We start from the raw sequence: 19,819 nt of genomic DNA on the forward strand, positions 1-19,819 counted from the left end.
AGAAGTGAAACGCCGTAGTGCCGATGGTAGTGTGGGTATTACCCATGTGAGAGTAGGGTGCCGCCAGACTTTTAAATAAGTGCGAGAGCCCAGCAGAGATGCTGGGCTTTTTTGCTATTGATGGTTTAGAAATAATTAAACTTAACCAAGCTGACGACAGAAAGGGATATGATTTGAGATGAGCTTATTAATCGCTTTTAATAAACCATTTAATGTGGTGTCTCAATTTTCAGCGCATGAAAAGTATCCAACATTGAAAGATTTTATCTCATTACCCAAATTTTATCCTGCTGGACGATTAGATACTGACAGTGAAGGATTACTTTTATTAACAAACGATGGTAATGTATTTGATTAAAGTAGGTGTATTTTGAAAGGTGTAAGTTATCCCTATTTTTCAACCAAACACTATTGATGTTACCTTTCTTTATCATCTATCTAAATTCAAATTATTGTTTTAATATAATTTAACAATCATTTAACTCATTAATATTCTAATTTATCTTATAATTTTAGTCATTCAAAAAACAGTTTTTATAGAAACAATAGCACTACTGAAAATGGTTAAAACTAATCTGTTTAATAACATATTTCTCGATTAATAGCATTTTTCTATTTATTTATTGCTGTATGTATGAAACAATTTAGCCATATGAAATAGATTTTTTGAGGTAGTCAGTGATTGATAATGATGGCTACCGTCCAAATGTAGGAATAGTTATTTGTAACCGTTATGGCCAAGTACTTTGGGCTCGTCGTTATGGGCAAAATTCTTGGCAATTTCCTCAGGGCGGAATAAAACAAAACGAAACGCCTGAACAGGCAATGTTTCGAGAATTGAACGAAGAAGTCGGATTATTACCTAAAGATGTAAAAATTTTATCTGTTACCAATGGTTGGCTCAGATATAAATTACCTAAACGTATGATTCGTTGGGAAAATCAACCTGTTTGTATTGGTCAAAAACAAAAATGGTTTTTATTAGAGTTAATTTCTGATAATTCAGTGATTAATCTCAATGTTTCTTCTACACCTGAATTTGATGATTGGAAATGGGTCAATTATTGGTATCCAATTCGACAAGTGATTTCTTTTAAACGTGATGTATATCGCAGAGCCATGAAAGAATTTTCATTACCCGTATTTGCCATACAAACTGAAGTGGATGTACAAGCAACAAACAGTTCAAACAAAAAAAAATCCAATTATTTTGTTCATAAACGTAAAAATAAACAGCGAACTAAAAGATGAATCAATATTTACAGTTTCCAAATTTCAATCCAATTGCCTTTTCAATTGGACCTATATCTTTACACTGGTATGGAGCAATGTACCTTTTTGGGGTATTAGGTGCCCTTTTTTTAGCCAAGAGGCGAGCAAAAAAAACAAATAGCCAATGGACTGTTCCACAAGTTGAAAATTTACTGTTTTGGGGATTTTTAGGTCTTTTCGTGGGTGGGCGATTAGGTTATGTACTCTTTTATAATTTTAATGTTTTTATAAACGATCCCATATCATTATTTAAAGTTTGGGAAGGCGGGATGTCTTTTCATGGCGGATTGATTGGGGCTATTTGTGTTATTGCAATTTTTGCTAAAATAAACCACAAAACATTTATGCAAGTTGCCGATTTCGTCGCACCTTTAGTGCCAATAGGTTTAATGTTTGGGCGATTTGGTAATTTTATCAATGGCGAACTATGGGGGCGTGTGACTCATTCTTCAGTTGGGATGCTGTTCCCTACATCATCACATGCAGATTTCATGTTTGTTCAATCACATCCTGAATGGAAAGAACTGTATACTCAATTGCATGGCATACTTCCAAGACATCCTTCCCAATTATATGAAATGGCTTTTGAAGGTATTGTCTTATTTATTATTTTAAATCTGTTTATTAGAAAGCCAAGGCCAACAGGATCTGTATCTGGATTATTTTTACTATGCTACGGTTTATTTAGGTTTGTTATTGAATTTTATCGACAACCTGATGAACAATTAGGCTTATTTTTCAACATCATTAGTATGGGGCAAATTTTATGTCTACCTATGATACTAGGTGGTGCTTTAATTATGTTATATGCATATCGATTTAATCAAAAAGCGAGAAATTCATGAAACAATATTTAGACCTGATGAAAACAATCTTAAATGAGGGTACGCCTAAATCAGATCGCACAGGAACGGGTACGTTATCAATTTTTGGTTATCAAATGAGGTTTGATTTGCAAAAAGGGTTTCCACTGGTAACTACAAAAAAATGCCATTTACGTTCAATTATTCATGAATTACTTTGGTTTTTAAAGGGTGATACTAATATCAAGTATTTACAAGATAATAAAGTGACTATTTGGGATGAATGGGCGGATAAGAATGGCAATTTAGGCCCTGTTTATGGAAAACAGTGGCGAGCATGGGGAACAGCTGACGGTAGGCAAGTTGATCAAATATCGCAATTAATTCAACAAATCAAAACAGATCCCGATTCAAGACGTATGATTGTTTCTGCATGGAACGTTGGAGAGTTAGATCAAATGGCATTAGCACCATGTCATGCTTTTTTCCAATTTTATGTTGCCAATGGAAAACTATCATGCCAACTTTATCAGCGTTCATGTGATGTATTTTTAGGCTTACCGTTTAATATAGCAAGCTATTCATTATTAGTGCATATGATTGCTCAACAATGTGATCTAGAAGTGGGTGATTTTGTTTGGACGGGTGGCGATACCCATTTATATTCAAATCATATGGAACAAACGCATTTACAGCTAAGCCGGGAACCTCGAGCTTTACCAAAGCTTAAAATTAGACGTAAGCCACCCACAATTTTTGATTACGAATTTGAAGATTTTGAAATTGTTGATTATGACCCTTATCCCGCTATTAAAGCACCTGTGGCTGTTTAATCGGAATAAATTACTTCAACTGATTTTTATTTTACAAATTAAGTTGTCTAATATATTGGGATTAATCTGATTAATCCCTAATTTTAATTTTTAATCCTCATGTTAACAATTAGCATTATGAGAAATGAATGTCATTGTTAAGTTAGTAATTTGATTTTTCTGCCACCAAAACCAAGATATAGTATATAATAGTCCACTTTGTTATTGATAATAACTTAATTTTTATATGACTCAAAATCAGGAAATTCGCCCAATCTTTACTAAACGTTTATTACACCCGCGTTATTGGTTAACATGGTTTGGGATTGGTCTTTTATATCTTATCGTGTTATTGCCATATCCAATTATTTATCAATTAGGTAAAGGGTTAGGATTGCTATCAATGAAAATAATTGGCAAACGTAAAGAAACAGCAAGACAAAATCTAATGCTCTGTTTCCCCGAAAAATCACAGCAAGAACGTGATCAGATGTTGCGTGAAAATTTTATATCAACCGGTTTAGCGATTTTTGAAACGGGTATGGCTTGGTTTTGGTCAAATAAACGATTAGCTAAACAATCCTCTATTGTTGGCGATTCGCATATTACTCAAATACAGCAGGCTGGAAAGGGTGTATTACTAATCGGTATTCATTTTCTCACATTAGAATTAGGTGCTCGTATTTTAGGTATGCATCATCCTGGAGTTGGTGTGTATCGCCCAAATGATAATCCTGTTATGGATTACGTGCAGTTAAAAGGTAGGTTAAAGTCTAATAAATATATGTTAGAACGATATAACACCAAAGGAATGATTCGTGCATTAAAAAATGGTGAATTATTATGGTATGCACCAGACCATGATTATGGGCCTAAAAACAGCGTGTTTGCGCCTTTCTTTTCTGTCGAAAAGGCAGCAACTACAATAGGTACGCGTATTTTGGTTAAACTTGGTCAACCTGCAATTATCCCTTTTACCCCCAAACGTGAAAAAAATGGGCATTATACTGTTTATGTTACATCCCAGCTTATTGATTTTCCGATGGACGATGATGTGCAAGCAGCAACGTTTATGAATAAAGCAATTGAGCAAGAAATTTTAAAAGCGCCAGAGCAATATATGTGGTTACATCGAAGATTCAAAACTCGTCCAAAAGGTGAAGCACCATTATATACAGACAGTGTTCAATCCGACTAATACAGCTATTTTTTTGGGATTTTTGAAAAAAGAGTTAAAGATACAATATGCAAAAATTAAATAAGATTATTCTCTATTGCCGTATTGGTTTTGAAAAAGAGTGTGCCGCTGAAATCACAGATAAAGCGGCTCAAAAAGAGATCTTTGGATTTGCTAAAGTTAACGATAATAGTGGCTATGTTGTTTTTGAATGCTATCAAAATGGCGATGCTCAACGCTTAATTCAAGCGTTACCTTTTAGAACACTTATATTTGCACGCCAAATGTTTGTTACAGGCGATCGATTAGTTGATTTGCCAACAGATGATCGTATTACGCCTATTGTTGAAGCGTTAACGGGATGTATTGATAAAGCCGGCGATTTGCGAGTTGAAGTGGCAGATACTAATGAAGGAAAAGCGTTGGCGGGGTTTTGTCGCAAATTTACTGTTCCGCTTCGGCAAGCGTTAAGAAATCATCGGATTTTATTAAAAGTCCAAAATCCAACCCGCCCTGTTATTCATGTGTTATTTCTAAATAATAATAGTTGTTATGTTGGTTATTCACTAAGTGAAAATAATTCACCGTTCTATATGGGGATACCTCGGTTAAAATTTCCAGTTGATGCCCCAAGCCGTTCCACATTAAAACTTGAAGAAGCGTTTCATATCTTTATTCCCTATGAAGAATGGGAAGAAAGACTAAAAGGTGGATTAAATGCTGTTGATTTAGGCGCTTGTCCGGGAGGATGGACATACCAGCTTGTCAAACGAAGTATGATGGTTTATGCCGTTGATAATGGTCCAATGAATCCGAAATTAATGGAAACAGGACAAGTTAAACATTTTCGAGAAGATGGCTTTAAATTTATGCCTAAAAAGCATAATATTTATTGGTTAGTTTGTGATATGGTTGAGAAACCGACTAAGGTGACAGAATTAATAACTAAATGGCTTATCAATGGTTGGTGTCGAGAAACAATTTTTAATCTGAAATTACCCATGAAAAAGCGTTATGAAGAAGTAAAACAAAATTTACAATTGCTCAATAACATATTAAATGACAATCAAATTAATGTTCAAATTCAAGCAAAACAGCTTTATCATGATCGAGAAGAAATTACCGTTCATGTACAACGAATTTGGGGATAAAAATAATTAATTCTTTAATTGACTGTAGTTAGTTAAACTAAGCTAATTTTTTAGGTAAAAGAATATACTTTATTAGTCATCAAAATAGTTTATATATTGTTGTCTTTATAGCTTTATATATGTAACGAAAAAGCTTAATATTGATTGATATATGTTCTGATTTAAATCAATGAGTAATGTAATTAGCGGTCAAATCGCGGTAAATAGATAATAAAGCGAAAATAGTTGTGTTCTTCTATATCCCAAGTAAAAATGCGATAAATTAGCACGATCAAATTTACTAAAAAGTCATTATAAATTGAAAATAAATAGATTATTTTTGAAGTTAAATTAAACACATTATCATAACCAAACTAAGTAACAATGAATTAACAACGAATTTAGTGACAACAAATTACACGAGAATAGGTATGAATATAAAACGCTCATTTTACACAATGTTAATTTCAGTATTATTAGCATTTTTAGTTGGATGTTCAGGGAGCTTTTCAAAAAACGGTTCTGGCTTTGATGAAAGCAAAGATTCGAGTTATTATCTTTCACAAGTCGAAGCAAGTTCTGGAGAAGCTAAAACAAATTGGCAATTGTTAGCTATTCGGGCATTAATTAAAGAAAACAAGCTTTCACAAGCTAACACACTACTTTCTAAGTTGTCGACAGATCTCAATCCGGAACAAAAAATAGATAAAATTTTATCTCAAGGTGAAATCGCAGTTAGAACAGGAAAACGATTTAAGCTTGATACCTTATCTATTAACGAGCTTAATAATTCACAGTTATATCGATATTACTCCATCAAATTAGCTTTAGACAAAAAAAATATTAATGCTCAAGCACATGACTATATTGAATTAGAAAAATGGTCATCGAAAGATCAGCGTCAACAAATATTAAGTAGTACATGGAATTTTTTCAGTAAGTTAAGAAGCGATCAAATGGATAAAATTGCTGTAGGTACTAATGAAACCACATTACAAGGTTGGATTGAATTAAGTATCGCTTATCAAACAACTACACTAGTTGGTGCTTCTGACAATGAAAATTTAAAACAGGCTTTTCATGATTGGGCGACACGATATCCTAACCATCCTGGTAATGGTGTTATTTCAATGTTAACGGGAGAACAAACACTTAGTGTTGATAATGAAGGCAAAAAAGTGGCATTGTTATTACCGTTAAGTGGAACTTCACATATTTTTGGTGAAACAATTCGTCAAGGTTATTTTGATGCCATGAAGTTTTATCCACAAGAACCACAACAAAATATTGTGACGTTTGATACAGCAAGTGCCTCATTAGATAAATTAATTCAACAAGCTAAAGATAAAGATGTAGAATTAATTGTAGGGCCTTTATTAAAAGGTGATGTTAACTATATCAAGCAATTGGCGCCAGGTATTCCTGTATTAGCATTGAATAAAGTTGAGAATAAATCAGATACCCGCAACAAGATGTGTTATTTTGCATTATCGCCTGAAGATGAAGCAAAAGATGCAGCTAATCATATATTTGCACAAAATAAACTAAAACCATTGTTATTAGTCCCACAAAATGAACTTGGTAAACGCGTAGCACAAAATTTTGCAAAACAGTGGTCTCAACTTTCAGTTAACAGTTCACCAGCTTATGTCCAGTATTTTGGAAATGCTAAAACATTAAGTGATAGTATGAATAAAAATGTTGGTATCGAACTTGTTGGTGAGCCTATTGTTCTTACTGATATGCCATCTGAATCAATAAGTTTAGTTGATAATTTTACTGATTTTGATGCTATTTATATTTATTCCTCATACGATGAATTAACGTTGATCAAACCGATGTTGGATATGGGAGCTGATAAACCGATTGGTCACTCGTCATCTGCGAGTGTTGCGCTGTATTCAAGTTCTAAAAGTCATGTCGCAAATGCATCTAATGACTTCTACTATGATTTAAATCAAACGCAATATGCTGAAATTCCGCTCATTTCTAATCAACTTGATACCTCGATCGAGTTGCCGGACAGTATTAAGAAGGATTATTCCTTAATGCGTGTTTATGCAATGGGAATAGATGCTTGGCGTTTAGCAAATCGTTTTAATCAATTAAGTTCAAATCAAACTAATTTTTTAGATGGAATGACAGGTAAATTATCAACGTCAGAACAATGCGAAATAACGCGCGCATTATCATGGCAACAATATTCTAATAGCTCAACTAAATCAGAACCGATTAGTGAATAGAAAAAAAATTGGCGAGCATTTTGAAAATATTGCTTGCCAGTATCTGCTTGGGCAAGGTTTAACGCTTATAGCTAAAAATAGTCAATTTCGCTTTGGGGAACTTGATTTGGTTATGCGTGACAAACAATGCCTTGTTTTTATAGAAGTGCGCTATCGAAAAAATGCCCATTTTGGTCATGCAGAAATGACAATAACGCCTAATAAACAAAATAAAATTAAACAGGCAGCGCAACTTTGGATGATTGCGCAAAATTTGAATATTGAAGAAACTGAGTTTCGCTTTGATGTTTTTGCTATTACTGGTAAAAGCCAACAATGGATTATTAATGCGTTTTAATATTTAGGTGAAAACGTGCAAGACTTAATCAAAAATTATTTTACAGAAAGTATTCAAACACAAATTGTGATGGCTGAATCCTTAGGTTCGTCAATTGAAAAAGCCGCTAACATCATCGTTGAAGGATTACTTAATGGTAATAAAATTATGAGTTGTGGTAATGGCTCTTCGGCTGCGAATGTCCAAAGTTTTACTTCTCGATTAATTACCAGTATTGATATTGAAAGACCTAGTATCCCCGCTATCGCTTTAGTGTCTGATAATGTTTTATTAAGTGCGATTAAAAATCATGAAGAGATTTATGCACGCCAAATACAAGCATTGGGGCAACAAGGTGATATATTAATCGTGGCAACTTGCCAAGGGAACAGTAAAGCAATTATCCGAGCTGTACAAGAAGCGGTCATTAAAGATATGAAAATTGTTGCTCTAACGGCTTTTGATGGTGGAGAGGTAATAGGTTTATTAGGTCAAAATGATATTGAAATTAGAATTCCGACCTACAAAAAAGTGATGGCTTATGAGATGCATGCTATGATTTTAAACTGTTTATGCCAATTAATTGAAAATACTTTGTTTAATCATACTTAATAATGAAAATAAAAACAGTTTAGTTCTGCAATAATAGCGAATAATATGCTATAATTATAAGCTGTTTTAATGATTTATATTAATAAGAGAACTTGGTGTTATGACCGAACTAGCCAAAGAAATAACTCCCGTTAACATTGAAGATGAACTAAAATCCTCTTACCTTGATTATGCTATGTCTGTAATCGTCGGGCGTGCACTGCCTGATGTTCGTGACGGCTTAAAGCCTGTTCACCGACGTGTTTTATTTGCCATGCATGAAGCGGGGTATGATTGGAATAAACCTTATCGAAAATCAGCTCGTGTAGTTGGGGATGTAATCGGTAAATACCATCCGCATGGTGACTCAGCTGTTTATGACACAATTGTACGTATGGCACAGCCATTTTCACTGCGTTATATGCTGGTTGATGGTCAAGGTAACTTCGGATCGGTTGATGGTGATTCGGCAGCAGCAATGCGTTATACCGAAATTCGTATGCAAAAGTTTGCAGGTGCATTACTGACAGATCTTGATAAAGAAACCGTCGATTTTTCACCAAACTATGACGGATCAGAAATGATTCCTGATGTGTTACCAACACGTATTCCTAACTTATTAATTAATGGATCATCAGGAATTGCAGTAGGTATGGCGACCAATATCCCACCGCATAACCTTACAGAAGTTATTAATGGGTGCCTTGCTTATATTGAAGATGAAAATATTTCCATTGAAGGGTTAATGGAACATATTCAGGGGCCAGATTTTCCAACCGCAGCATTAATAAACGGTCGAAAAGGCATAGAAAATGCTTATCGTACTGGCCGTGGAATTATCTATATTCGTTCTAAAGCAACCATTGAAGTTGATGATCACAGTGGTCGTGAAACGATTATTGTTAATGAAATACCCTATCAAGTTAACAAGAAAAAACTCATCGAAAAAATTGCTGAATTAGTTAAAGATAAGAAAGTTGAAGGCATTTCTGCTTTGCGTGATGAATCGGATAAAGATGGCATGCGCATAGTCATCGAAATTAAACGAGATGCGGTGGGTGAAGTTGTACTGAATAATCTTTTCTCATTAACCCAATTACAAGTCTCGTTTGGTATCAATATGGTGGCTTTACATAAAGGTCAACCAAAACTGTTAAATTTACGTGAAATGATTGAAGCTTTTGTGCTACATCGTCGTGAAGTTGTAACACGCCGTACTATTTACGAATTGCGTAAAGCCCGTGAACGTGCTCATGTATTAGAAGGTTTAGCGATTGCACTTGCCAATATTGACCCTGTGATTGAGTTAATTCGAGCAGCTGCAACACCAGCTGAAGCAAAAAGTAAACTTTTATCTCAAGCTTGGCAACTTGGAAATGTCGCGGCAATGCTTGAAAAAGCAGGCGATGATGCTGCTCGTCCAGAAGATTTGGCTCCAGAATTCGGTATCCGTGATGGTCACTATTATCTTTCTGAGGCGCAAGCTCAAGCAATTTTAGATCTTCGTTTGCATCGTTTAACCGGACTTGAACATGAAAAAATTCTTGATGAATATAAAGAGTTATTAGTTCAAATCGGTGAACTATTATATATTCTGGCAAGTCCTGAAAGATTAATGGAGGTGATACGTGAAGAGCTTGAAGCGATACGCGATCAGTTCCAAGATGCAAGACGAACGGAAATTACGGCAAGTAGTGCAGATATCAATATTGAAGATCTGATTGCACAAGAAGATGTTGTTGTTACCCTTTCTCATCAAGGGTATGTGAAATATCAACCGCTTTCAGATTATGAAGCTCAACGTCGTGGTGGTAAAGGTAAATCAGCAACCAAAATCAAAGAAGAAGATTTTGTTGAAAAATTATTAGTTGCTAATACCCATGATACTATTTTGTGCTTCTCAAGCCGTGGTCGCTTATATTGGATGAAAGTTTATCAATTACCTGAGGCAAGTCGAGGATCTCGTGGTCGTCCAATTATTAATTTATTACCACTTGAAGAAAATGAACGTATCACCGCAATTTTACCCGTTCGGGAATTTGACGATGAACATTGCGTATTTATGGCGACTGCTCAAGGAACGGTGAAGAAAACTTCTCTTATTGAATTTAGTCGCCCACGTAGTGGTGGAATTATTGCAATCAACTTACGTGATGATGATGAGTTAATCGGTGTCGATTTAACGAGTAATGAATCACCAGCCATTGATGATGAAGAACTGAATGATGATGTAGTGAATGAAGACATTGAGTCAGATGATGATGAAATCACTCAAGTTTCAGATACGGAAGACATCATGCTGTTCTCTGCTAATGGTAAAGTTGTTCGCTTCCCTGCTAATAAAGTTCGAGCAATGGGGCGTACCGCTGCAGGTGTGCGTGGCATTAAACTTGAAAGTGATGATAAAGTAGTGTCACTTATCGTCCCTCGAGGCAATGGTGCGATTTTAACCGCAACGCAAAATGGTTATGGTAAGCGTACTCAACAAGAGCTTTATCCAACAAAATCTCGGGCAACAAAAGGGGTGATTTCGATTAAAGTCAGTGAACGAAATGGCGCTGTGGTTGGTGCTGTACAAGTGGATGAAACTGATCAAATCATGCTAATTACTGATGCCGGAACGTTAGTACGCACACGCGTTTCAGAAGTAAGTATTGTCGGTCGAAATACACAAGGTGTAAGATTGATTCGCACAGCCGATAACGAAAAAGTTGTGGGTCTGCAACGAATCGCTGAAACCGAAGATGATGATGTGGAATCAGTATCATCGCAGCAGAGAGACGAGCTGGATAATTCAGCTCAGGAGTCCGAAGAATAATTTTTAATTATTAAGAAGGATTAGTTATATAGCTAGTCCTTTTTTATTTTAGAAAACCTCAAAAAGGAATAGTATTAGATGTCATTTTTAATGAAAAAAATATTATCAAATCTTGCATGGCAAATCTTAATAGCATTAATTCTAGGCGTGGCTGTAGGTGCTTATCTGTTCGAACTTTCTGATTCAAACCATCCTTTGTATTCGGATTACCAATTTTTAATCGTTAATGTCTTTCAACCAGCTGGGGAAATTTTCATTCGCTTAATTAAAATGATCGTATTGCCGATTATACTAAGCACATTAACCTTAGGTATTGCAGGCATTGGCGGTTCAAAGCGATTAGGTATTTTAGGCTTTAAAACAATTCTCTATTTTGAAATTATCACAACTATTGCTATTTTGTTGGGGCTTCTTTGGGGGAATCTATTTACACCTGGGGCTGGTATTGATTCTTCAACTTTAGCAACTACTGATGTCAGTAATTTTGCTAAAGCAGCTCAAGAACAAAGCGAAAAACCACATGGCTTAATCGTCATGATTTTAGAGATGATTCCTGTTAATATCTTTAAAGCAATGAGTGATGGTGCTGTTTTACCTGTGATCTTCTTCTGCGTATTTTTTGGTTTAGGACTTATGTCTTTACCTGATAAGCAACGAGAACCTTTCGTATTTTTCTTAAAAGTTGTTTCTGATACCATGTTCAAAGTGACCAATATGATTATGCGTTATGCGCCGATAGGTGTCTTTGCACTTATTACTGTCACGGTGGCAAAATATGGTTTTGAATCTTTATTACCATTATTCAAACTTATTGTTACGGTTTATTCGGCAATGATTATATTTACAATTGTCGTTTTAGGACTTGTTTGTAAATTGTGCCGATTCAGTATTTTTAAACTTTTACGAATATTAAAAGAAGAGTTAGTTATTGCCTTTTCAACAGCGAGTTCAGAGACTGCATTACCTAAAATTATTGAAAAGATGGAAGCCTATGGTGCGCCAAAATCCATAACCAGCTTTGTTATTCCAACAGGTTATTCATTTAATCTTGATGGTTCAACATTATATCAAAGTATCACTGTTATCTTTTTAGCTCAGCTTTTCGGTATGGAATTGTCGATTCTCGATCAAATTATTGTTGTTATTACACTAATGGTTGCATCGAAAGGGATTGCTGGTGTACCGGGAGCTTCAATTTTGGTGCTTTCTGCGACATTAGGTAGTGTTGGAATACCGCTTGACGGCATTGGTTATATTATGGGGGTTGAGCGTATATTAGATATGGGGCGCACCGTGGTTAATGTGGTTGGTAATGCCTTAGCGGCTATTGTTATTGCTCGCTGGGAACATGTATTTGATGATAAAAAAGCCCAAGCATATGAACAGCAATATTTAAAATAAAAAATAGTTTTATAACTTTCCAAAAAGCTTCAGGATAAAAACTGGAGCTTTTTTTATAATTGAATTTAAGTGGTAAATGCTTATCTTCATTAATATTCTGTTTATGTGATAGTTTGTAACAATCAATATTTTTTAATTATCCATGTAGATAATAGAAGAATACATATGGACTATTAATAGAAGTTTAATTTGATAATGATAGGTAATCGATAAACATAAAAAAACCCAGCTTTTGCTGGGTTTTTGGTATTTATCTAAAACTATTTGATTTTAGCTTCTTTATAGATAACATGCTGACGAACAACAGGATCGTATTTTTTGATCTCCATTTTTTCAGGCATGGTTCTTTTGTTTTTGCTAGTGGTATAAAAATGACCTGTACCAGCAGAAGAAACTAATCTAATTTTTTCGCGTACACCTTTTGCCATGATAGGGTTTCCTTATTAGTACTTTTCACCACGGGCACGAAGTTCAGCTAAAACTGCATCAATACCCTTTTTATCGATAGTACGCATACCTTTAGCTGATACACGTAATTTTACAAAACGTTTTTCACTCTCAACCCAAAAACGGTGAGTTTGAAGATTTGGTAGAAAACGACGTTTAGTAGCATTCATCGCATGAGAACGATTATTCCCTACTAAAGGTTTTTTTCCTGTTACTTGGCATACTCGTGACATGTCAATAATTCTCCAAAATTTCTATGCTTAAGCCTTGGGCGTAATATGTTAATGGAATTAACCTCGTCAGGCTTTTAGTTTGCTGCAGCTCTATTTGAGAAGCAGTTTCACCTCTCACACTACACCCACAATAATGAGGTAGCGAAGTATACGCTTTTATCGGCAAATTCTCAAGTATTATCTTGTTTAAGAAAAAAATAAGTTTAAATTTAACTGAGTTAAATAAAATACAAATATTGTGTTAATGGAAAATTCTCCTATACTGTCTTTTGTATAACTAAGTAAAGAGAGTTTGATCACATGAATCTTAAACAACTAAAATATTTCCAAGTGCTTGCTAAAACTCAACATTACACATTAACATCAGAATATTTTTCAATCAGTCAGCCAAGCCTTAGTCATTCTATATCAGAACTGGAAAAAGAGGTTGGGATTAAATTATTTCAAAAAAGAGGCCGAAATGTTGAACTAACAAAAGAAGGAAAACAATATCTTACTTATGTAGAACAAGCACTAACGGCATTATCAGAAGGCGAACAGTTTGTTAAAGAGTTAACCAGTGTTTCACATGGTCATATTGGACTTGCTTTTATCTATTCTATTAGTTCCAATTATATTCCAAAAATTATCAAGGCGTTTTTAGCTCAACCTGAGAATAAAGACATTACTTTCTCTTTTTATGAAGGAATGTCACAAAATATCATTGAAGGATTAAGAGACAAAAAATACGAGATAGCTATCTGTTCACGTTTACAAGATGAACCAGATGTTCATTTTCAAAAGTTAACTAAACAAGAATTAGTTTTTATTATCTCTAATGATCATCCTTTATCTAAGCGTAAAAAACTTGATTTAAAAGACTTAATTCACGAACCCCTTATTTTATTTACAGAACGAAGTGGGATGAAAAGTGTGATCGATGACATGTTAAATAAAACGGGCATCAAGCCGAACATAGCTTGTCATGTTGAAACAGAAAGCGCCATGATGGGATTAGTATCGATTAATTATGGTATCGGTATTATGCCGAGAGTACATATACCTGAAGAGTTCAATGTAACATTAGTACCAATGAGCAAAAATTATCAAAAAAGAGATATATTTATTGCGACAATGGAAAATAGACCGTTATTACCGGCAGCGCAGAAGTTTTATCATTTCTTAATTGAACACAGTGATGATGCGATTTTTGGTCGATAAATTTTATCAACTAGCATGAATTTATCATAGGGGATTTGGCATATCAGAATAATGATAAGGTTTGTGATGTGATAAACCTTATCAATGATCAATTTTCATCAAAAAATAAAAAAAAGTTTATTATCGATGAATTTTCTAAACAATTTAACATTGCTTTTACTCATCAAATTTAAATTCTATATATTAAACAAATTGTTATAAAACAAATCATTAAGGGTATCTATAATTTTAGAAAAAATGATTTAATTTTATAATAAATATGCTTTAATACAATGAATGACAGAATTTATTTATTCGGTTTAATTTTCTAACTTTCAAGGAGATTACATGAGCCAGTTCACGCCTTATAGTATTTACGGCATTATCGGTTATCCTTTAGGACATAGTTTGAGTCCACTAATTCATACCACATCATTTCAAGATTATGGCATTCCAGCGGTTTTGGTTCCATTTTCAACACCACCAGAAGATATTCCTACGCTTTTTAAATCTGTAAGATTATTAAATATTCGCGGATTGTGTGTCACAATTCCACATAAGCAAGCTATTATTCCTTATTTAGATGAAGTGACTGAACATGTCAAAAAAGCAGGTGCTGCAAATTTGGTTTATTGGGATGGTGATAAGCTTTGTGGTGATAACACAGATATTGTTGGTTTTATGCAACCTCTTCAAGAAAAGCAGCTACCGCCACACTACAAAAAAGTGCTATTACTTGGCGCAGGTGGTGCAGCTCGAGCTGCGGTAGTTGGCTTACATGATCTAGGTTATACCGATATTACTGTAACGGATATTGTAACAGATTTGCCGTCAGAGCTTGCCAAAGAATTTAATTTAAAAACGGTTGCTTGGGAAGACCGTGATAAAGTTGAAGCACAAATTATTATCAATTCTACGCCATTAGGTATGAAAGGTAAATTTGAAGATCAGACACCTTATGAATATTCTTGGTTCAAAGGAAAAGGTATTGCATATGACATTGTGTATACTCCATATCATACTCGTTTTAGACAAGAAGCTGAAAAAGCGGGATGGGAATCAATTTCGGGACGAGAAATGTTTATCGGTCAAGCGAATGCCCAATTCAAAATTTGGACAGGAAAAGATTTATCTGACCGGGCAAAACAAGCTGTTATAGATGCTTTAGCTGAAAAATAAGTATTTAGTAAAAATTCAATACATTGAACCATTTTGCATCATTAAATGTGTTTGATAAACGATTTATACAATTTGCTGAAAAATTCTAATTTTCGATTTTAATTGGTTTTTATTCTATTGTATAAATTTAGTCTGTTATTAGAAGGAGTAATTATGACTAACCTAGAATTGCAAGCTTATCGCCGTTTTCTTATGCTAAAAGTGCCAGAAGCAAGCGAATATATTGGTAAAACTGATGCGAAAACTTGGCACGATTGGGAAAAAGGCATAGAGCCTGTACCAGAATTTGTGGCTAATGCAATGAAAGCGCTAAAAAAACTTCGTACTGATAAAGTAAATATTATCATCAATAGTATTAATGATAGAGTAGGAAGTAATACTATTCGTTATTTCATGACATTTGAAGAATTTAAAAAGGTAAACCCAGATCTTGATGTCATACAGTGGCGCTTACATCAATCAATTGCAACGGAACTCTATTTTCGTGGTTTAGAAAAACTTTGTTAGTAGATTATAGATGATAATATAAATTTATAAAGTGAACAGAATAAAGGGTGTAAATTTTTATTTACAAAAAATTGATAAAAAATTAAATTAAATTTATAAAAATCAATGCCGTTTGTTTTGATAAACAATATGTAAAAAAATTGTTGCAAAAGCTGAAGTGAATCACTAGCATAGTGATATATTTTTCAATCTGTAAATATGAAAGGATCCAATATGAATAAGACAATTTTTTTAGTTGGTGCAAGAGCAGCAGGTAAAACAACTATAGGAAAAATGCTTGCAAATAAGCTGTCATTTTCTTTCGTTGATACAGATTGCCATTTACTGGAAACTACCCAAAAAACCGTTGCAGAAATCGTCGAAAAAGAAGGTTGGGATGGATTCAGAGCAAGAGAGAGTCAAGTCCTGATTGATACGACCAAATCGTCACGTGTTATCGCAACTGGAGGTGGGATGGTATTAGCTGAACATAATCGTGACTTCATGAAACAAAATGGAACAGTGATCTTTTTATCTGCTCCTGCGGCAACATTAGCCGCACGCTTAATGAAAGATCCTAATGTTGCCCAAAGACCATCCTTAACAGGCTTATCCATCGTTGATGAAATGGAAAAAGTATTAGCAGATAGATTACCTTTATATCATGATGCAGCACATCATGTAATCAATGTTGATCAAGATGAAAGACAAATTCTTAGTGAAATTCTTCAAATTTTGCAGAATTAATATACTATTTTCTTCCTTTCTTCCAAAGTGCCACATTCAATGTGGCATTTTTTATAAAAAAAAAGAATAAATTCTTAAAATACTATAGAATAAAATTATTTTTTGGTTCGTATATTAATCAATACTATATTTTTCTATTTATGAATTTATTAGAATCTATAAATAAATGTGACCAACATTAAAGTTTAGCAATAAAATTATACTTATCTCTTTTAGATTCAGATTGATGATTGTATATTGAAAGCAATTATAGTTTTATATTTTTAATTTTTAGCTATGGAGTACTACCAATGGATAATCGAAAGGTCAATTCTTATGGGATTGTCAGCTCTATTTACGCAAATTACATTATACAAAGTATTGCTTTAATCGTAATCATGCAATTTTCAAATGATCTTTCAAAACAACTCAATACCGATATTGTTGAACTTGGCTATGTTGCTTCTGGTATTGGGATAGGAAAAATATCTTTGATGCTAGCTGGTGGAATCTTGTCAGATATATTTGGTCGTAAACTTTTTATCTATTTAGGAATGGCATGTTATGTAATCTTTTTTGTAGGTATGACGTTTTGCACTGACATTCATATCGCCTTTTGTCTCGCTATTGCTATTGGGGCTGGAAACTCATGTTTAGATACTGGCTCTATGCCTACATTAACTGAGTGTTTTCCTCGATCAGCAGGTTCTGCTAGTGTATTGATTAAAGCGTTCATTTCAATTGGAACATTAATATTACCTTTTATCGTTACTTTTTTTGGTGAATATCATATCTGGTATGGTTGGGCATTTCTTTCTTTTGCTGCATTTTTGATAATCAATGGAATATTGCTTGCACCAACCCAATTTCCTTCTAAAAAAATTGCTATTACGGGGTGTGAAGGAAGTGATAATTATTTTAAAGATACCCCAAAATTTGCTATTGAAGGTGTGCTATTAATTATCATGGGGTTTACCACCACAGCAACATTTTTGGTCATTTCACAATGGTTGCCAACCATAGCGGTTCAAGGTGTGAATATGGATGAATTTGAAGCTAACCAGTTGATTAGCTATTATAGCGGAGCATCAATTATTTCTGTGTTTGTTACTGCATTTATAGTCAAATATTTTTTAAAGCCAATAGATTGCATCATTATTCTTCCTGCTCTATCCGCTCTTGTGCTCATTCTTTTCTATTTCAATATATCTTCGGAGATGTGTTTTTTTGTTGCTATTGGAATGGGGTTTACTGCTGCAGGTGGCGTACTTCAACTAACGTTAGTCGTCATGCAACAATTATTTCCAACCCATAAAGGTATTGCCGTTGGTTGTATGTATACTTTTAGCGGATTCTCTTTTACTGTTATTCCATTGATAGTACCTAAATTAGCGAAAATTGATGTACGTTATGCCATTTTGACCGATTTTGTTATTGCGCTGACTAGTGTGGTATTAGCGCTGATTGTCTATTTCCGTTTTACCAAAGTGATAGATATGAAAAAAATTTAAAACTCAATGTTATTTACATGATGAGTAAAATTTATTTTAGTGTTTTGAAAATTAATTTTTACAGGAAATAATAAATGAAAAATAGATATTTAGGCACTTCGATCTGTTTATATATAAACTACTTTGTGCATGGAATGGGGGCAATAATACTTGGTTTGAATATTGATTATTTAGCTGCTCAGTTTAATCCTGACATTGCTTACTTATTTAATATTGCGCAAGATGCACTTACTCCTGAACAAACTGACTTAATAGGCAAGGCAAAAAAGAGTGTTTATGATGTCATGATGGGGTTAGGCGTGGGGCGCTTGCTAGTCCTATTTGTTATGGGAACGTTATCCGATAAGTATGGGCGAAAACCTTTCATTGCGTTAGGCGGATTATTTTATATTGGTTTTTTAGTTGGTATTTTGGTTAGCCCGAGTTTTGAAATTGCCTTTATGTTTGCGGTGTTAGGCGGTATAGCTAATTCAACACTTGATGCCGGTACTTATCCTGCATTAATGGAAGCTTTTCCAAAATCGCCTGGCTCTGCATCGATATTAACTAAAGCAGCGATTGCCGCAGGTCAATCGGTACTACCTATCATTATGGGTATTATTATGGCGAGTGAAGGGTATTACGGTTGGTCATTTATCTTATGTTGTATTATTCTCGCATTAAATGCATTAGTTGTACTGAAAATGCCATTCCCAAATCATAAAATCACACCAGAACAAGAAGAAAAAGATTTACAAACCATTACTGAAGAAGCGCCAACTTTAAAACATAAATCAAATTTTTGGATTGAAGGTATCTGTTTTATTGTGATTGGTTTTACCTCTACCGCAACATTTTATCTGGTTTCTTCATGTTTAAAGGATTTCTCTCAAACTGTCGCTGGTATGGATTCAGCAGGAGCGGTTAAGGCATTCTCTTCGTATGGTCTAGGTACCCTTGCTAGTGTCTTTTTAACTTCAATATTGGTCAAAAGTTTAATCAAACCTGTATATATTGTGGTTGTCTATCCGCTGTTATCTATGTTAATGCTTATCGTATTGTATCTCAATCCATCACCAACAATGTGTATTGTCGGAGGATTTGTGCTTGGTTTCACTGCTGCAGGCGGTGTATTACAGCTTGCATTAACGACCATGGCTGAATTTTTTCCATCAGGAAAGGGTAAAGTATTGGGCATTTTCTTCACTTCATCGAGCGTTGCAACGACAGTCATTCCCTTTTTAATTGGCTGGATATCTACAAATTTTGGTTTAAGATATATCATGTTAAGTGATGCAATCATTGCAGGTTTAGGTACATTACTAGCGGTTATCGTATTAATGCGCTATCGCATAATCTTTAATATTAATAAATAAATCATTTAATGAAATTTTAGGAGATGTTGATATTAATTATGACAAAAAACGGTGAATAAATAATACTCGTTTTTTAGTGCATTACTTAAATTTATTCTCAGTTTAAAAAGCATACAATAATGGTATGCTTTTTTTATACG

18 protein-coding genes and 1 pseudogene are annotated in these 19,819 nt (G+C 34.2%); 17 read left to right on the top strand and 2 right to left on the bottom strand.

Features of this window, described 5'->3' with window-relative positions; translation table 11 throughout:
* Positions 1–178 precede the first annotated feature (178 nt).
* The 11 genes and pseudogenes from ACGH4F_RS07130 to gltP form a co-directional block, all read left to right on the top strand.
* Positions 179–349: pseudogene (locus ACGH4F_RS07130) on the top strand (pseudouridine synthase); the annotation flags it as partial.
* A 329-nt stretch (positions 350–678) separates the two neighbouring features.
* Positions 679–1,251, top strand: coding sequence for an RNA pyrophosphohydrolase (rppH, locus tag ACGH4F_RS07135; RefSeq protein WP_065558435.1), 573 nt, complete (start codon positions 679–681; stop codon positions 1,249–1,251).
* Entirely contained in the window at positions 1,248–2,117 is an 870-nt protein-coding gene (gene lgt / locus ACGH4F_RS07140) for a prolipoprotein diacylglyceryl transferase (protein WP_411590618.1), read from the top strand. The genes rppH and lgt overlap by 4 nt, the downstream gene beginning before the upstream one ends.
* The gene (gene thyA, locus ACGH4F_RS07145) at positions 2,114–2,908 is read left to right on the top strand and encodes a thymidylate synthase (protein WP_267360940.1); all 795 of its coding nucleotides are present in this window, start codon (positions 2,114–2,116) and stop codon (positions 2,906–2,908) included. Before lgt ends, thyA begins: the two co-directional genes overlap by 4 nt.
* A 226-nt stretch (positions 2,909–3,134) precedes the next feature.
* Entirely contained in the window at positions 3,135–4,085 is a 951-nt protein-coding gene (lpxL, locus tag ACGH4F_RS07150) for an LpxL/LpxP family Kdo(2)-lipid IV(A) lauroyl/palmitoleoyl acyltransferase (protein WP_267350157.1), read from the top strand.
* 47 nt (positions 4,086–4,132) lie between these two features.
* On the top strand, positions 4,133–5,215 hold the full coding sequence (gene rlmM, locus ACGH4F_RS07155; RefSeq protein ID WP_411590620.1) for a 23S rRNA (cytidine(2498)-2'-O)-methyltransferase RlmM: 1,083 nt from the start codon (positions 4,133–4,135) through the stop codon (positions 5,213–5,215).
* A gap of 410 nt (positions 5,216–5,625) precedes the next feature.
* The gene (locus tag ACGH4F_RS07160) at positions 5,626–7,437 is read left to right on the top strand and encodes a penicillin-binding protein activator (protein WP_411590622.1); all 1,812 of its coding nucleotides are present in this window, start codon (positions 5,626–5,628) and stop codon (positions 7,435–7,437) included.
* On the top strand, positions 7,430–7,774 hold the full coding sequence (locus ACGH4F_RS07165) for a YraN family protein (protein ID WP_267360932.1): 345 nt from the start codon (positions 7,430–7,432) through the stop codon (positions 7,772–7,774). The genes ACGH4F_RS07160 and ACGH4F_RS07165 overlap by 8 nt, the downstream gene beginning before the upstream one ends.
* A gap of 15 nt (positions 7,775–7,789) precedes the next feature.
* Complete coding sequence (locus ACGH4F_RS07170) at positions 7,790–8,365, top strand: SIS domain-containing protein (RefSeq protein WP_220215956.1); 576 nt, start codon at positions 7,790–7,792, stop codon at positions 8,363–8,365.
* A gap of 100 nt (positions 8,366–8,465) precedes the next feature.
* Positions 8,466–11,162 (top strand): DNA topoisomerase (ATP-hydrolyzing) subunit A, encoded by a 2,697-nt coding sequence (gene gyrA / locus ACGH4F_RS07175; RefSeq protein ID WP_411590623.1) that lies wholly within the window; start codon positions 8,466–8,468, stop codon positions 11,160–11,162.
* Between the two features lie 90 nt (positions 11,163–11,252).
* Positions 11,253–12,563, top strand: coding sequence for a glutamate/aspartate:proton symporter GltP (gene gltP / locus ACGH4F_RS07180; protein WP_411590664.1), 1,311 nt, complete (start codon positions 11,253–11,255; stop codon positions 12,561–12,563).
* A gap of 260 nt (positions 12,564–12,823) precedes the next feature.
* On the opposite strand, the gene rpmG is transcribed toward gltP, so the two are convergent.
* Both rpmG and rpmB read right to left on the bottom strand, forming a co-directional pair.
* Positions 12,824–12,991 (bottom strand): 50S ribosomal protein L33, encoded by a 168-nt coding sequence (rpmG, locus tag ACGH4F_RS07185; protein ID WP_025314526.1) that lies wholly within the window; start codon positions 12,989–12,991, stop codon positions 12,824–12,826.
* 15 nt (positions 12,992–13,006) lie between these two features.
* Positions 13,007–13,243, bottom strand: a complete 237-nt coding sequence (gene rpmB, locus ACGH4F_RS07190) for a 50S ribosomal protein L28 (RefSeq protein WP_220215954.1) — start codon at positions 13,241–13,243, stop codon at positions 13,007–13,009.
* A gap of 300 nt (positions 13,244–13,543) precedes the next feature.
* Between rpmB and ACGH4F_RS07195 the strand changes: the two genes are divergently transcribed.
* The 6 genes from ACGH4F_RS07195 (at position 13,544) to ACGH4F_RS07220 (ending at position 19,679) form a co-directional block, all read left to right on the top strand.
* A complete protein-coding gene (locus tag ACGH4F_RS07195) occupies positions 13,544–14,443 on the top strand; it encodes a LysR family transcriptional regulator (RefSeq protein WP_220215953.1) in 900 nt (299 codons plus the stop codon).
* A gap of 327 nt (positions 14,444–14,770) precedes the next feature.
* Complete coding sequence (aroE, locus tag ACGH4F_RS07200; RefSeq protein ID WP_267360928.1) at positions 14,771–15,601, top strand: shikimate dehydrogenase; 831 nt, start codon at positions 14,771–14,773, stop codon at positions 15,599–15,601.
* 153 nt (positions 15,602–15,754) lie between these two features.
* Positions 15,755–16,108, top strand: a complete 354-nt coding sequence (locus tag ACGH4F_RS07205) for a DUF1870 family protein (protein WP_267350143.1) — start codon at positions 15,755–15,757, stop codon at positions 16,106–16,108.
* A gap of 213 nt (positions 16,109–16,321) precedes the next feature.
* Positions 16,322–16,834 carry a shikimate kinase AroL gene (gene aroL / locus ACGH4F_RS07210; RefSeq protein WP_411590625.1) on the top strand — a complete coding sequence of 171 codons (513 nt, stop codon included), beginning with the start codon at positions 16,322–16,324 and terminating at the stop codon, positions 16,832–16,834.
* A 290-nt stretch (positions 16,835–17,124) separates the two neighbouring features.
* On the top strand, positions 17,125–18,324 hold the full coding sequence (locus ACGH4F_RS07215; RefSeq protein ID WP_411590627.1) for an MFS transporter: 1,200 nt from the start codon (positions 17,125–17,127) through the stop codon (positions 18,322–18,324).
* A gap of 74 nt (positions 18,325–18,398) precedes the next feature.
* Positions 18,399–19,679 carry an MFS transporter gene (locus ACGH4F_RS07220; RefSeq protein WP_411590628.1) on the top strand — a complete coding sequence of 427 codons (1,281 nt, stop codon included), beginning with the start codon at positions 18,399–18,401 and terminating at the stop codon, positions 19,677–19,679.
* Positions 19,680–19,819: the final 140 nt, after the last annotated feature.

It is taken from the genome of Gilliamella sp. CG35 (genome assembly GCF_046635745.1).
GTDB lineage: Bacteria > Pseudomonadota > Gammaproteobacteria > Enterobacterales > Orbaceae > Gilliamella > Gilliamella apicola_I.

Excerpts from the sequence above, each read along its gene's own strand:
- lgt (WP_411590618.1), top strand. The coding sequence starts at position 1,248 with ATGAATCAATATTTACAGTTTCCAAATTTCAATCCAATTGCCTTTTCA.
- thyA (WP_267360940.1), top strand. The coding sequence starts at position 2,114 with ATGAAACAATATTTAGACCTGATGAAAACAATCTTAAATGAGGGTACG.
- lpxL (WP_267350157.1), top strand. The coding sequence starts at position 3,135 with ATGACTCAAAATCAGGAAATTCGCCCAATCTTTACTAAACGTTTATTA.
- rlmM (WP_411590620.1), top strand. The coding sequence starts at position 4,133 with ATGCAAAAATTAAATAAGATTATTCTCTATTGCCGTATTGGTTTTGAA.
- ACGH4F_RS07160 (WP_411590622.1), top strand. The coding sequence starts at position 5,626 with ATGAATATAAAACGCTCATTTTACACAATGTTAATTTCAGTATTATTA.
- gyrA (WP_411590623.1), top strand. The coding sequence starts at position 8,466 with ATGACCGAACTAGCCAAAGAAATAACTCCCGTTAACATTGAAGATGAA.
- gltP (WP_411590664.1), top strand. The coding sequence starts at position 11,253 with ATGAAAAAAATATTATCAAATCTTGCATGGCAAATCTTAATAGCATTA.
- rpmG (WP_025314526.1), bottom strand. The coding sequence starts at position 12,991 with ATGGCAAAAGGTGTACGCGAAAAAATTAGATTAGTTTCTTCTGCTGGT.
- rpmB (WP_220215954.1), bottom strand. The coding sequence starts at position 13,243 with ATGTCACGAGTATGCCAAGTAACAGGAAAAAAACCTTTAGTAGGGAAT.
- ACGH4F_RS07195 (WP_220215953.1), top strand. The coding sequence starts at position 13,544 with ATGAATCTTAAACAACTAAAATATTTCCAAGTGCTTGCTAAAACTCAA.
- aroE (WP_267360928.1), top strand. The coding sequence starts at position 14,771 with ATGAGCCAGTTCACGCCTTATAGTATTTACGGCATTATCGGTTATCCT.
- ACGH4F_RS07205 (WP_267350143.1), top strand. The coding sequence starts at position 15,755 with ATGACTAACCTAGAATTGCAAGCTTATCGCCGTTTTCTTATGCTAAAA.
- aroL (WP_411590625.1), top strand. The coding sequence starts at position 16,322 with ATGAATAAGACAATTTTTTTAGTTGGTGCAAGAGCAGCAGGTAAAACA.
- ACGH4F_RS07215 (WP_411590627.1), top strand. The coding sequence starts at position 17,125 with ATGGATAATCGAAAGGTCAATTCTTATGGGATTGTCAGCTCTATTTAC.
- ACGH4F_RS07220 (WP_411590628.1), top strand. The coding sequence starts at position 18,399 with ATGAAAAATAGATATTTAGGCACTTCGATCTGTTTATATATAAACTAC.